Source organism: Heliomarina sp., assembly GCF_052826185.1.
In genome coordinates, this window is the sequence record NZ_JBRBUI010000045.1 from 542,383 (window position 1) to 556,095 (window position 13,713).

A 13,713-nucleotide genomic window follows, 5' to 3' on the forward strand; every position below is an offset into this window, starting at 1 on the left:
TCACGAGGGCGTACGCCGACGTCTTAGTCGTTGATATCCTTGTCGAAATATTTGACCTGACCCTGTGGGCGGGAAAAGAAATGCCGCAGGGCCAGCCATGCGATCAGGGACAGGGCTGCAAAGAGCAGCAGGAGCAGAGGCAGCGACAGGCTGATGCCGGTGTTCAGCAGCAGCATGGCGACAGCTAGCGCACCGATGGCAAAGCCGAGGAAGATGAAACCGGGGATCACGATTTCGGCAATCCCCAGGATCAGGGCAAGCGCCAGCCATGCCCACCAGATCGTCCAGAAGGCCATTACTTGCCTCCTTTCAACATCTTGAAGGCGTCGCCAAAAGCTTCGAGCGCGTTCGCGGGGAGGAGGATCGTCTGTTTGCCTTCGCCGTTGCCAAGTGCGTTGAGCGCTTCGACCTGTTTCAGCGCGACCTGGTATTGCGCCGCCTCAAGCCCGTTTTCCTTGATCGCGGCGGCCACGACCTCGGTGGCATAGGCTTCGGCATCGGCTTGGATACGGCGTGCCTTGGCGACCTGCTCAGCGGCGTAGAGTTCGGCATCGGCGGAGAGTTCGACGGCGCGTTTCTGACCCTCGGCGCGGGTGACCTGCGCGCGGCGTTCGCGTTCCGCGTTCAACTGTTGGAGCATCGCGTCGCGGGTGGCCTGATCGAGATTGACGTCGAGGATCTCGGCACGTGTCACCTCGATCCCCCAGTTGTCGACGGCATCTTCGACACTGGCCTTTATGGTCGCGATCAGCTGGTTGCGGTTGGACTGAACGTCGTCAAGGTCCATCTTGCCGATCTCGGCGCGCACGATCCCGGCGACGGTGGTGGCGATAGCGGCGTCCACGTCACGGATTCGGTAAACGGTCTTTTCCGGTTGGACGATGCGGTAGAAGACGGATGTTTCGACCTCGACCAGCACGTTGTCACGGGTGATGGCATCCTGACTGGCGGTGGGAAGCTGACGTTCGAGGATCGATATCTTATGCGCGATCACGTCGAGGAAGGGGATGACAAAGTTGATGCCGGGCCCGAGCACGGAGTGCAGACGCCCAAAGCGCTCGACCACGTGCTTTTCCGACTGCGGCACGATGCGTACGCCCTTGAAGATGATGACGATCAGCAGCAGGGCGCCCAGCAGGTATACCACGTTCCCCGTCAAAAGCGCAAAGATCTGTTCTTCGTTCATGTCGTTTTCCCGTTAGATGTCAGCACCTAAATGGGGATCAGGCGCGGTTGCGGCAATAGTCCGCCAGTGCGGCGGATTAATCCAGCCGCTAAATCCCGTTGGGGGCGGGGCCGTGTCGACCGGGTCGCGGGTCAGCTGTCGGGCAGGTCTCGCAACTGCGCCGAGGGCAGCATTGGCAGGCCCTCTTCGGATTGCAGCCGCCATGCCTCTGCCAGCAGGCGTTCGCGCATCCGGCACTGCATGTCCCAGCCGGTGTTCTGATGTGGAGTGGGCAGTTCGAAGCGGACCTTTTTGCCGAATACGTCCTGCTCGATCACGCTGACACCCGCCTCTTCGATGGGGCCGGTGTCTTCGCCATCATCATTGCGGACGGAATCGAGGAAGAACTGGCGAAGCCGATCCACGTCGGCCTCTTGCGTGAGCGTGAGGATGATCGGGCGGATCATCGCCACATCCTCGATCGACCAGTTCTCGAAGGCGTCTTTCACGAAATGGCTGACCGGTACGATATAGCGGTTGCCGTTCCAGATCAGCAACTGGACATAGGTGAAAGCGATGCGTTCGACCGTGCAGTACCGGCCTTCGAAGATGAGCTGGTCGCCGATGCGGGCAGAGCGGTTCAGGGCGATCTGGACCGAGGCGAGGATATTGCCGAGCACTTCGCGGGCGGCAAAACCAAGGACGATGGTCAAGGCACCAGCAGACGCCAGAAGCGAGAGTCCAAGCGACTGGAAGGTGGTGGCGGAGCTGAGCAGAACGCCCATGGCCACCAGCACCGCGATCACCACGATGAATTTGCGCGCGGCAGAGATGGTCGTCGCGATGTTGCGCAGATGGGCATTGTCGGGGTCGGCGAGCTCGGCCGCGTTCTGCAGCGTAAACCAATCGAAGAGCTCGTCGATGATAAGCACCGCGGCCAGTGTAATAGCGACAATATAGCCAAAGAGCACCGCAGGGCTGATGAAGGTATCGACGACGCCGGAAACCACAAGGACGTGCCGGGTCGAGATGCCGACAAGCATTGCGGTGATGGCGATGGTGGCAGGCCAACGCAGGGCGCGTACGATGGAATGGCCAAGCGGCGTGTTGGCCCGCCGTCCCAAGAGAGTCACGCCGCGATAGGTGAGCCGTCCCAGCAGCAGGGCGATGATCAGCATGACCGGAACAAAGATGATTTCCCACAGGTACATACCCCAGAGCGCCTTTTCGCGCGCCCAGGAGGGCAGCGATTTTTCGATGGGGGTAGGCCCGTAAATCTCGTAAAGCTGCGGCAGATTGGCGACGGACTGGCGCGAAATCACCCAAGCGGGATCGCCGTTCGCAGGTTTGATCCGGTTCAGCCGCAGGGGCACGTTATGGTCGTCGAGTTCGAAGACGTCGATGCGGATGGAGCGGCGGACCCGTCCGGTGGTGGTGGTGTCCGCGCCGCCTTCGAGCCAGCCATCGGGCCGATCGGCCAGCGCCCCCCAGCGGATCATCACCTTGCGGTCGATCAGGATGGACAACATTTGCGCGAGTTCGGCGCCGCGGGCCGCCTGTTCGGCCGGGTCAATGCCGCTCAGATCCAGCAAATGCGCGGCTTTTTCGAATTCACTGCGCCCGGTCGCGTAAAGCAGGCTTTCGACGCTGCTCATCGGGGTATCGCGCGAGATATCGTCAGGCAGGTCACCGAGACCTTCATTCAGGGTGTCGGTCTCGAAATAGGGTTCCTGCGCGGCAAGACGACCGGGTAGAGCGATGCTGAGAAGGAAGGCGCAAAGGAGAAGAATGAGCGGGGTAATAAAGGCGGCGGCAAATGATTTCGTCATGAATAGCGTTGTATTTTCCTGCTGGTTCCTGCGTCTTTGCGATATCTCATAACGCACGACGGCGGGTTTGGTTGCCTTGCCGTTGCCTAGGGGCTGCTTGGCGCTTATAGCGGCGGGCATGAGCAGATTTTCCTACCAGTTGAATGCAACGGATGGCCGGGCGCGGACCGGGGTCATTTCCACGCCGCGCGGCGAAATCCGCACGCCGGCCTTCATGCCCGTCGGCACGGCGGCTACCGTCAAGGCGATGATGCCCGAAAGCGTCGCGGCGACGGGGGCCGATATCCTGCTGGGCAATACCTACCACCTGATGCTGCGCCCCGGGGCCGAGCGGGTCGACCGGCTTGGCGGCTTGCACAAGTTCATGAATTGGGAAAAGCCGATCCTGACGGATTCCGGCGGCTTTCAGGTGATGAGCCTTGCCGGGCTGCGCAAGCTGACGGAGCAGGGCGTGACATTCAAAAGCCACGTTGACGGGTCCAAGCATGAGCTGACCCCGGAACGCTCGATGGAGATCCAGCGGTTGCTGGGCTCGGACATCGTGATGTGTTTCGACGAATGTCCGGCCTTGCCTGCCGATGAAAAGCGGGTGGCCGAGTCGATGCGGCTGTCGATGCGCTGGGCGGAGCGGTCACGCGATGCCTTTGGCGACCGGCCGGGGCATGCGCTCTTTGGCATTCAGCAGGGTGGCGTGACGCAGGAGCTGCGCGCGGAAAGTGCGGAAAAGCTGCGCGAGATCGGGTTCGATGGTTACGCGGTGGGCGGTCTGGCCGTGGGCGAGGGGCAGGAGACCATGTTCGAGGTGCTGGATTACGCGCCCGAGATGCTGCCCGAGGACACGCCGCGCTACCTCATGGGGGTTGGCAAACCCGACGATATCGTCGGCGCGGTCAAGCGCGGGATCGACATGATGGACTGCGTTCTGCCGTCCCGCTCAGGGCGCACAGGGCAGGTTTTCACCCGGCGTGGTGTGGTCAATATCAAGAACGCGCGCCATGCGGATGACCCGCGCCCGCTGGACGAGGAATGCGGTTGTCCGGCTTGCCGGAACTATTCGCGCGCCTATCTGCATCACGTCTTCCGGGCGCAGGAAATGATCTCGGGCATGTTGCTGACGTGGCATAACCTCCATTACTATCAGGATCTTATGGCGGGTATGCGCGGCGCGATTTCCGAGGGTCGTTTCGCGGCATGGGAAGCGGATTTCCATGCAGGCCGCGCCCAGGGTGATATCGAGCCGCTTTAGAACGACATCGGCGCGCGGCCTGTTCCGTTAGTTTTTGCATAGCAGGGATGTGCCTTTGTGCACCTTGCCTCGCTTTGCATGGCGCATAGATCCATCGCACAAGATATTCTCACAATCCGAAGGAAAACGAGATGACCGAGAAATTATTCACCCCGCTGAAGGTCGGGGCGATCGAGGCGAAGAATCGCGTCGTCATGGCGCCGCTGACCCGCAACCGGGCTGACAACGACACCGGCGAAGTTAATGACATGCACGTTGACTATTACCGCCAGCGCGCGGGAGCCGGGATCATCATTACCGAGGCCACGCAGATCAGCCCGGAAGGCAAGGGGTACCTGGGGACGCCGGGCATCCATTCCGATGCGCAGGTGGCCGCGTGGAAAAAGGTGACGGCCGCGGTGCATGAGGCGGGCGGCAAGATTGTCGTTCAGCTTTGGCACGTGGGCCGGATCAGCCATGTGTCGCTGCAGCAGGATGGGCAGCCGCCGGTGGCGCCCTCGGCAATTGCGGCGAATGTGAAGACCTTTACCGAGAATGGGTTTGAACAGGTGTCGGAGCCGCGCGCGCTGGAACTGAAAGAACTGCCCCGCGTGGTGGCCGATTACGCCCACGCAACCGAGATGGCGCGCAAGGCGGGCTTTGACGGGGTCGAGGTGCATGGCGCGAATGGCTACCTGCTGGACCAGTTCCTCAAGACCGGGGCGAACAAGCGCGAGGATGCCTATGGCGGCAGTGTCGAAAACCGCGCCCGGCTGCTGCTGGAAGTGCTTGCGGCAGTGACCGAAGCATGGGACGGCGATCATGTCGGTCTGCGCCTTTCGCCATTCTCGCCCGCCAACGGGATCGAAGATGCAAATCCGCAGGAGACTTTTGACTATGTGGTCAAGGAGTTGAACAAGTTCGGGCTTGCCTATCTGCACATGATCGAAGGCGCCACGGGCGGGTCGCGTGAGCTGGCCGAGGGCCAAAGCCTGAAGGCGCTGCGCGAGACGTTCGACGGCGTTTACATGGCCAATAACGGGTATGACCGGGCGATGGCCATTGAAGCGGTGGAAAGCGGCGCGGCCGAGCTGGTCGCCTTTGGCCGACCCTATATCGCGAACCCGGATCTCGCCAAGCGGCTGGAAAAGGATGCACCGCTGAATGAAGGTAACCAAAAGACCTATTACGGCGGCGGTCGCGAAGGGTTTACCGATTATCCCTTCATGGATGAAGAAAACGCCTGATCGGCAGGTGTGGGCCGCCGCCTTTCGGGGTGGCGGCCCTGCCCGAAACGGGCGGATGAGCGCCGTGGTGACGAAATTCCGGTCAGTGTCTCCCTCTGAGGGGATCAGAGGGTTAATTTAACCCAAGGTTAAACAATCTGAGCTTGAATTGGGCGGCAAGGCTTTCCAAGGTTCGTCAAAACCACTCGCTTGGGCGTCGCATCGGAATCTGCGGCCCACCCGCCCGGGGAGCGCCGTTTGCAGGCCGTTCAGAAACCCGAAATCCAACAGCAGGAGATATCGTCCCTTTGCAGCAAAAATCTCCATTTCTGCGCTTGCTCTCATGAGCTCACGGCGTCATCCTCGGGGCCAACATTCCATTGGGCCGGTTGAAAAGATGACCTCCTGACCCCAACTAAAACATCCGAGCGTGGAGACGGCCGATACGTTGCCTGATGTCAGGGACAAGCGTCGTCTTGCCAATTATAAGGAAAGAGCATGCAAGAACCCCTCAATTCCTCCTATCCGGTCCTGCCTCTTCGGGATATCGTGGTTTTTCCGCATATGATCGTTCCGCTTTTCGTCGGACGCGAGAAATCGGTGCGGGCCCTCGAAGAGGTGATGGCCGATGACAAGCAGATCCTGCTGTCGTCGCAGATCGACCCTTCGGTCGACGATCCGACCAGCGACGGGATCTACAAGGCCGGCGTGCTGGCAAATGTGCTGCAACTGCTGAAGCTGCCCGATGGCACCGTGAAGGTGCTGGTCGAGGGGCAGGCGCGGGTGCGTATCACCGAATACCTCGACAATGAGGAATTCTTTGAAGCGCGGGCCGAGTACCTGACCGAGATGCCGGGCGACCCGTCGACCACCGAGGCGCTGATCCGCACGGTGAGCGAGGAATTCACCCGTTACGCCAAGGTCCGCAAGAACATCCCCGAAGAAGCGCTGGCCGCTGTCGATGAATCGACCGAGCCTGCCAAGCTGGCCGACCTTGTGGCCGGGCATCTGGGCATTGAGGTCGAGCAGAAGCAGGAACTGCTTGAGACGCTGAGCGTGAGCGAGCGCCTTGAGAAGGTCTATGGCCTGATGGAAGGCGAGATGAGCGTTCTGCAGGTCGAGAAAAAGATCAAGACGCGCGTCAAGTCGCAGATGGAGAAAACCCAGCGCGAATACTACCTGAATGAGCAGATGAAGGCCATTCAGAAAGAGCTGGGCGATGGCGAGGATGGCAGCAACGAGGTTGCCGAACTGGAACAGAAGATTCAGGAAACCAAGCTGTCCAAGGAAGCGCGCGAAAAGGCCGATGCAGAGCTGAAAAAGCTCAAGAACATGAGCCCGATGAGCGCCGAGGCGACCGTTGTGCGCAACTATCTCGACTGGATGCTGTCGATCCCGTGGGGCGTGAAGTCGCGCGTCAAGAAGGATCTGGGCCGCGCCGAAGAGATCCTTGATAACGACCACTACGGTCTGGAAAAGGTCAAGGAACGGATCGTCGAATATCTTGCGGTGCAGCAGCGCTCCAAGAAGATGAAAGGCCCGATCATGTGCCTTGTCGGCCCTCCGGGTGTCGGTAAGACCTCGCTTGGGAAATCGGTGGCCAAAGCCACGGGGCGCGAGTTCATTCGCATCAGCCTTGGCGGCGTGCGCGATGAATCCGAGATCCGCGGTCACCGCCGGACCTATATCGGCTCGATGCCCGGCAAGATCATCCAGGCGCTGAAAAAGGCCAAAACGACCAACCCTTTAATCCTGCTCGATGAAATCGACAAGATGGGTCAGGATTTCCGGGGTGATCCGGCGTCGGCGATGCTCGAAGTGCTTGATCCGGAACAGAACTCGACCTTCATGGACCACTATCTTGAGGTGGAGTATGACCTGTCGAACGTGATGTTCCTGACCACGTCGAACAGCTACAACATGCCCGGGCCGCTTCTTGACCGGATGGAGATCATTCCGCTGGCTGGCTACACCGAGGACGAAAAGTCCGAGATCGCCAAGCAGCACCTGATTTCCAAGCAGATCAAGAACCACGGTCTGAAAGGCAAGGAGTTCGAGCTGACCGATGAGGCGCTGACCGCGATCATCCGCACCTATACCCGCGAGGCGGGCGTGCGGAACCTTGAGCGCGAAATCGCGAAAGTGGCGCGGAAGGCCGTGACCAAGATCATCAAGAAAGAGGCGGAATCGGTCATCGTAACGCCGGACAACCTTGATGAGTTCCTGGGTGTGCCCAAGTACCGCTTTGGTCTGGCCGAGCAGGAGGATCAGATCGGTGTTGTCACCGGGCTGGCCTATACCTCGGTCGGGGGCGAGCTGCTGCATATCGAGGCACTGCGCCTGCCGGGCAAGGGCCGGATGAAGACCACCGGTAAGCTTGGCGACGTGATGAAGGAATCGATCGACGCGGCCTCGAGCTATGTGCGCTCGATCAGCCCGCAGATCGGCATCAAGCCGCCGCGGTTCGACCATTGGGACATCCACGTTCACGTGCCCGATGGCGCAACGCCCAAGGACGGCCCTTCGGCTGGTCTGGCCATGGTGACGAGCATCGTCAGCGTGCTGACCCAGATTCCGGTACGGCGTGACATCGCCATGACCGGCGAGGTCTCGCTGCGCGGTAATGCGATGCCGATTGGCGGTCTGAAAGAGAAACTGCTCGCCGCGCTACGTGGCGGGATCAAGACGGTACTTATCCCGCAGGAGAATGAGAAAGACCTGCCGGAGATCCCCGATAACGTGAAGGACGGGCTGAAGATTATCCCCGTCAAGCACGTCTCGGAAGTGCTGAAACTGGCCCTCGTGCGCGAGCCCGAGCCCATCGAATGGGACGAGGCCGCCGAGGAAGCCGCCGCCGCTGCTGCCGCTGCAGCCGCTGCTGGCCCGCGCGATCAGACACTGGCCCACTAAGCCGGTTGGACATGACAAGGAAACGGGGCGCTGCGGTGCCCCGTTTTTTATGTGGAGGTCGATGAAACCGTCTGCACAGCCTCTTGCAGTAGGGGCGAAGGGGCGCTAAGAGACGCCCCCAAGGGTGATTAGCTCAGTGGTAGAGCGCTTCGTTCACATCGAAGATGTCAGGAGTTCAAATCTCTTATCACCCACCATTCTCCCTTGCCTTTGATTGAACCTTAGCCGGTTTTGCGTGCGCGGTCGCGCGGGCGTCTTGTTGTCTTCGCTGAAAGTTGAAGGGGGATGTTTTGTCTGCCCTGTGAGATTGGCTGCTTTGTATGGCACCTGTCTGCCGAGCGGAGATCGCTCAGGATGAAGAGGGGTATCATTCGAGCATTCAATGCATGCTGAGGAAAATGGAGGATTTTTTCTTAATGATTGGGTTTTTTGGCATTATTGTTTTGCAGCAAATTTCTCGAACTCAGAATACAGTTAGCTTCTAATTTATTAGGTCTGATAGTGGAAATAGCCGGAGCGCCTAATGGCGCTGTCCGGCGTTTTAATTTCGGTGTGCCTTAATTCCTGACTGTTTCCGGAATGAGAGGATTTTCTTACGATTGAATCGTTTCTGCAGGCACTTTGCATCTGCGGGAATGCATTTGCGCCGTAATGGCGTCGTAATTCCCCTTGGCGGTTGCCAAAGCTTCGGACTTGTCATCCGTCGTGCCAAGCGCGAAAAGCGCGGGCCAGAACAGGACCATGCCAATTCCCATCGCTGCCGCGTCGGTGTCCGCTGCCTTTTGCTGTTGTTCTGTCAGGCGGTTCACATTGTTTATAATGGTGTTTCGTTCAATCATCAGGTTGCTGCAGGATTTGTCTCGATAGACGTTGGGGCTGACGTAGAGCGCATCGATCTGGGAGGGTTGTTCCGCGCAAGCAGCAAGAATTGCGCAGCACGCAATGCTGGATATTAGCTTCTTCATTTCTGTACCTTTATTATTGAGTACACGAAGCAGGCATTGAAATTTTAATTAGTCAATTCCTTCGGAGGGTGCGTCATGCCTCGTTAGATTTCTTATGTTGCCGGGATGCTGCAATTTCGTATGTGCCGCGGGTGTGAGGAAATTGTATCGGATGAATTATTTGTAACGGGTCGCTATATTTAATTTCTAGTTTATTGAGGGATTCGTCCCGGTCAAATGGGGTCCGCTTTGCGCCTCGCGAACCGGTCTGGCGATGACATCACCGGTGTCCCGGCGTCGCCTCGATCTCGCGCACGAGCCAGTCTACGAAACCGCCCGCCGCCGCGCCGAGGCGTTCCGGGGGTTGGGTAACAAGGCTGTATTGCCCGTAGGTGAAGCTCAGCTCGCCAAAGGGGCGCACCAGCGTGCCGTCGGTGAGGAAATGACCGCCCATGAACGGATCGTTGATCGCGAAACCGGCACCCGCGCGCGCCAGCGCTAGCGCATCCTGCGTGCTGGCCACGTGGATGCTGCGGCGCGGGGCGGCCGGGTCGGCGCCGGTGGCGGCGAACCAGCGCGACCAGATCGCGCCGCCGTCTTCGTGGATCAGCGTCGCATCGCGCAGCTGTTCCGGCTGCATCTGGCGCGTTGGGAGGAGCGAGGGCGCGCAAACGGGGAACATTTCAAGCTCGGCCAGTGTCTTGACCCGCATGCCGGGGAAGTCGATGGCGTTGAAGGCGACGGCCACGTCGACCTTGGGCAGGGGGATGCCTTGGGTGGAAAGCCGCTCGAGCGTCAGCGACAGGTCGGGGTAGTGCGCAAGGAACCGGGGCAGGCGCGGGATCAGCCATTGGGTGGAAAAGGCGGGCGGCGCGGCGACGGTTAGCGTGCCCGCGTAGGCGTCTTCACCCAGTTGCAGGGCGGTGGCGGTGATTCCGTCCAGCGCCTCGCGCACGGCGGAGAGCAGGCGCTTGCCATCGTCGGTCAGCACAAGACGGCGGCGGTTAGGCTCAAATAGTGCCTTGCCAAGCGCCTTTTCTATGGACCGCACCTGATGGCTGATCGCGCTTTGCGTCACGTTCAGCTCTTCGCCTGCGGCGCGCATATTCAGATGTCTTCCTGCAGATTCAAAGCCTTGGAGGGCATTGAGGGGCAGATGGCGGGACCCGATACGCATTTTTTGTCAAAAATCCCTCATCGAAACTGTGAATTATTCGAGTTTTACACGAGGAATTTTAAGCGGCAAGTTGGATGTATCAAATCGATCCGAACTTTTATCCATTGAGAGGGATGCCACATGGAAGCGAGCTTTTCCCGCCGCCGTCTGATTGCCCCGCCGCGCCTGCGCGAGCTGATGCAACGCTCTGACCTGCGGGGCGCCTTGCAGCTGGGCAGCCATCTTGGAGCGCTGGCGGTCAGCTCTGTGCTGCTCTGGCAGTTCTGGGGAACGTGGTGGGCCGTGCCGCTGTTCATGGTGCAGGGTGTGCTGATCAATTTCCTGTATGCCGGTCAGCACGAGCTGAGCCACGGCACCGTGTTTGAGACCAAGTGGATCAACGTGCTGTTCGGGCGCATTTTCGGGTTCTTCCTGATTTACCCGCGCGATTTCGACAAGATCCAGCATGCGGCGCACCATCAGCACACGCAGGATTGGGAAAAGGACGGCGAGCTGGTGCGCGAGCCCTATACGTTCAAGACCTACCAGCTGTGGTTCTGGGGCGTGAGCTACTGGCAGTCGCGCGTCACCCGTATCATCCGCTTTTGCAAGGGCGAGGTGATCGAGCCCTATATCCGCGCCGAGGAAAATGCGCTGGTGATCCGTGAGGCCCGCATTCATGCCGCGCTGTATGTCCTGATCGCCGTTGTGTCGGTGGCGGCGCAGAGCTGGGCAGCGGTGATCCTTTGGATTGCGCCGATGCTGGTGATGAAGCCGGTGCATCAGCTGCAGAACACCATCGAACACCTTGGCTTGTCGCACAAGAACGACATCCTCGAAAACACCCGCTCGACCAAGACCAACGCGCTGATGCGCTGGCTCTGCTGGCAGATGCCTTACCATACGGCGCACCATACCTTCCCGTCGGTGCCGTTCTGGCGGCTGCGCGATCTGGATGCGACCATGCGTGAAAACGGGGCAGAGCCGCACCGGATGGGCTGGATTGAATTTCAGGTCGAAGTCTGGCGCAAACTGCGCCGCAAGAACGAGGATGACTACCCTTATGACGAGGTCTGGATCGTCCCTCGTGGCAACGGCGCCAGCGTAAAGGTCGAAGCCGCGTGAGAAAACTCAAGGTATTTCAGTCGCTCTGGGCCATGCAGCCGCATGACCAGAGCGGCGAACGTCTGCCGCTCGACCGGGTGGCAGGCATGGTGCGTGATGCTGGCTATGACGGGCTGGCGCTCGATTTCGGGGCGTTCGACGTGGAAACTGTCAAGGCGGCGCTGCCGCATATTCAGCGCGAGGGGCTGACCCCGCTGGCGGTGGCCTTCCCGAAATCCGTGGAAGAACTTCGCGACACGCTGAAGTTTGCGCGTGATTGCGGTTCGCCCTTTGTAGATGTGGTCGGCCAGGTTTTTCCGTTGACCGTCGAAGGGTCGATCCCGGTGATCCGGCGCTGGATCGAAATGGCCGATCAGGAAGGGATGCCGGTTCAGTTCGAAACCCATCGCAACTGTATCACCAACGACCTTTTCACCACGCTCAGCCTGCTGGATGCGATTCCGGAAATGCGGCTGGGCGCGGATCTGTCGCATTACATCGTGGATCGCGAATTCATGCATCCGCTGACGGCGCAGCAACGCGGCTGGCTGACCCGCTGTCTGCAACGGTCCGACAGTTTTCAGGGGCGCGTGGGCGGTCGGCAGCAGGTTCAGTTGCAGATCGACTTTCCGCAGCACCAGAAATGGGTCGATCTGTTCAAGGAACTCTGGGCCGAGGGGCTGGCCGACTGGCGGGCGCGAAACGAGAGCGGCGACGTGGTTTTCCTTTGTGAACTCGGGCCGCCGGAATACGCCATGACCGGGCCTGACGGGCGCGAATTATCGAACCGGTGGGAGGAGGCGCTAAAGCTCAAATCCATCGTCGAAGGGATCTGGTCCGATCTTGGTGGAGATGTCTGAAAATTGCAGTCCGCGGTGGATAATCCCCGCGGATTTCGCTTTTCCGGATTTAGGGTTTTGCCTTATTTTTCAGCGCGTTTCGAGAAGTTTTGCGTCTTGTGGTCCAAGTTTCCGGATAATCACTTTGAGCCAATTGCAGGGGGCTGAAACAGCCGTCACAATGGGATCAAAGAGCCGTTTCGAAGTGGGGATTTGAATGCTGGACAGTGTCAGCGCGGGTGAAATCGAAGCCGCCGGAATCGGCAAGAATTTTGGTCGGTTCACTGCCCTGAAAGACATCAGCCTGACGGTCGGTCGCGGTGAGTTTTTGACGCTTTTGGGGCCGTCGGGATCGGGCAAGACCACGTTCCTGATGATCCTTGCAGGGTTCGAGGCACCTACCACCGGACGGTTGTCGCTGAATGGTGTGGATATGACTGAAACCGATGCCGAGACCCGTGGATTTGGCATGGTGTTTCAGGGCTATGCGCTGTTTCCGCATATGACGGTCGAGCAGAACATCGCCTTTCCGCTGCGTGTGCAGAAGCGCAGCGCCCGGCAGATCAAGGCCCGCGTGGCGGAGATGGTCGAGATGGTGGGGCTTGGCGGGCATGGGCATAAAAAGCCCTCGGCCCTGTCCGGTGGGCAGCAGCAGCGGGTCGCGCTGGCACGGGCATTGGCCTATGAGCCGCCCATTCTGTTGCTGGACGAACCGTTTTCAGCGCTCGACCGGAACCTGCGGGGACAGATGCAGGACGAGATGCGGCGCATTCACAAGGATACCGGCACGACCTTTGTTTTCGTGACACATGATCAGGAAGAGGCGCTGGCACTGTCCAGCCGAATCGCGATTTTCGACCATGGCCAGTTGCAGCAACTGGACACCCCGCGTGAGATTTACGACCGGCCCAGTAACCGGTTTGTTGCGGAGTTTCTCGGCGATATCAACATTTTGCCCGTTAATCCTAAATTAACGGATGAGACCGGCTCCGTGGCTGAATTCGAGGGGCGGGCGATCAGGGCCGTGGCCGATCAGGGCGGCGGTTCATCGGTGGCGGTGCGCCCCGAGCGCATGATCCTGAGCGCCGAAGAGATGCCGCAGGCCAATTCGATCCCGGCGAAAATCACCGATATCGTCTACCTCGGGGCTGAGACGCGGCTTGGGCTGAAGACGGCAGGCGGGAATGATCTGACCATGTCGCTGCCAACCCATGAGGTACCTGCGACGGCGGCTGTCGGTGCGCCGTTCTGGGTGAATTGGGCGCCCGAGCACGGGGTGTTCCTGTGAGACAACCATAACCGGGACGTAAGCAGC

11 protein-coding genes and 1 tRNA gene are annotated in these 13,713 nt (G+C 59.8%); 7 read left to right on the forward strand and 5 right to left on the reverse strand.

Features of this window, described 5'->3' with window-relative positions:
* Nucleotides 1-23: 23 nt before the first annotated feature.
* From ACU0FH_RS14885 to ACU0FH_RS14895, 3 genes are all read right to left on the reverse strand, one after another.
* Complete coding sequence (locus ACU0FH_RS14885) at nucleotides 24-296, reverse strand: NfeD family protein (protein WP_446195435.1); 273 nt, start codon at nucleotides 294-296, stop codon at nucleotides 24-26.
* On the reverse strand, nucleotides 296-1,186 hold the full coding sequence (locus tag ACU0FH_RS14890; protein ID WP_238369042.1) for an SPFH domain-containing protein: 891 nt from the start codon (nucleotides 1,184-1,186) through the stop codon (nucleotides 296-298). The genes ACU0FH_RS14885 and ACU0FH_RS14890 overlap by 1 nt, the downstream gene beginning before the upstream one ends.
* Nucleotides 1,187-1,317: 131 nt before the next feature.
* Complete coding sequence (locus tag ACU0FH_RS14895) at nucleotides 1,318-2,994, reverse strand: mechanosensitive ion channel family protein (RefSeq protein ID WP_446195436.1); 1,677 nt, start codon at nucleotides 2,992-2,994, stop codon at nucleotides 1,318-1,320.
* A gap of 118 nt (nucleotides 2,995-3,112) precedes the next feature.
* On the opposite strand from ACU0FH_RS14895, the gene tgt reads away from it, so the two are divergent.
* The 4 genes from tgt to ACU0FH_RS14915 all read left to right on the forward strand — a co-directional run bounded on the left by tgt (nucleotide 3,113) and on the right by ACU0FH_RS14915 (nucleotide 8,552).
* Nucleotides 3,113-4,240: a tRNA guanosine(34) transglycosylase Tgt gene (gene tgt, locus ACU0FH_RS14900; RefSeq protein WP_446195437.1), complete on the forward strand. Its 1,128-nt coding sequence runs from the start codon at nucleotides 3,113-3,115 to the stop codon at nucleotides 4,238-4,240.
* Between the two features lie 131 nt (nucleotides 4,241-4,371).
* Nucleotides 4,372-5,466 (forward strand): alkene reductase, encoded by a 1,095-nt coding sequence (locus tag ACU0FH_RS14905; RefSeq protein WP_446195438.1) that lies wholly within the window; start codon nucleotides 4,372-4,374, stop codon nucleotides 5,464-5,466.
* 477 nt (nucleotides 5,467-5,943) lie between these two features.
* A complete protein-coding gene (gene lon, locus ACU0FH_RS14910; RefSeq protein ID WP_446195439.1) occupies nucleotides 5,944-8,355 on the forward strand; it encodes an endopeptidase La in 2,412 nt (803 codons plus the stop codon).
* 122 nt (nucleotides 8,356-8,477) lie between these two features.
* Nucleotides 8,478-8,552 (forward strand) — tRNA-Val (locus ACU0FH_RS14915).
* Nucleotides 8,553-8,948: 396 nt separating this feature from the next.
* Here the strand turns inward: ACU0FH_RS14915 and ACU0FH_RS14920 are convergent.
* Nucleotides 8,949-9,320: a hypothetical protein gene (locus tag ACU0FH_RS14920; RefSeq protein ID WP_446195440.1), complete on the reverse strand. Its 372-nt coding sequence runs from the start codon at nucleotides 9,318-9,320 to the stop codon at nucleotides 8,949-8,951.
* 259 nt (nucleotides 9,321-9,579) lie between these two features.
* Entirely contained in the window at nucleotides 9,580-10,476 is an 897-nt protein-coding gene (locus tag ACU0FH_RS14925) for a LysR substrate-binding domain-containing protein (protein WP_446195441.1), read from the reverse strand.
* A 120-nt stretch (nucleotides 10,477-10,596) separates the two neighbouring features.
* On the opposite strand from ACU0FH_RS14925, the gene ACU0FH_RS14930 reads away from it, so the two are divergent.
* The 3 genes from ACU0FH_RS14930 (at nucleotide 10,597) to ACU0FH_RS14940 (ending at nucleotide 13,686) form a co-directional block, all read left to right on the forward strand.
* Entirely contained in the window at nucleotides 10,597-11,580 is a 984-nt protein-coding gene (locus ACU0FH_RS14930; RefSeq protein ID WP_446195442.1) for a fatty acid desaturase, read from the forward strand.
* Nucleotides 11,577-12,419, forward strand: coding sequence for a sugar phosphate isomerase/epimerase family protein (locus ACU0FH_RS14935; protein ID WP_446195443.1), 843 nt, complete (start codon nucleotides 11,577-11,579; stop codon nucleotides 12,417-12,419). Before ACU0FH_RS14930 ends, ACU0FH_RS14935 begins: the two co-directional genes overlap by 4 nt.
* A gap of 196 nt (nucleotides 12,420-12,615) precedes the next feature.
* Nucleotides 12,616-13,686 (forward strand): ABC transporter ATP-binding protein, encoded by a 1,071-nt coding sequence (locus ACU0FH_RS14940; protein ID WP_446195444.1) that lies wholly within the window; start codon nucleotides 12,616-12,618, stop codon nucleotides 13,684-13,686.
* The last annotated feature ends 27 nt before the right edge of the window (nucleotides 13,687-13,713 follow it).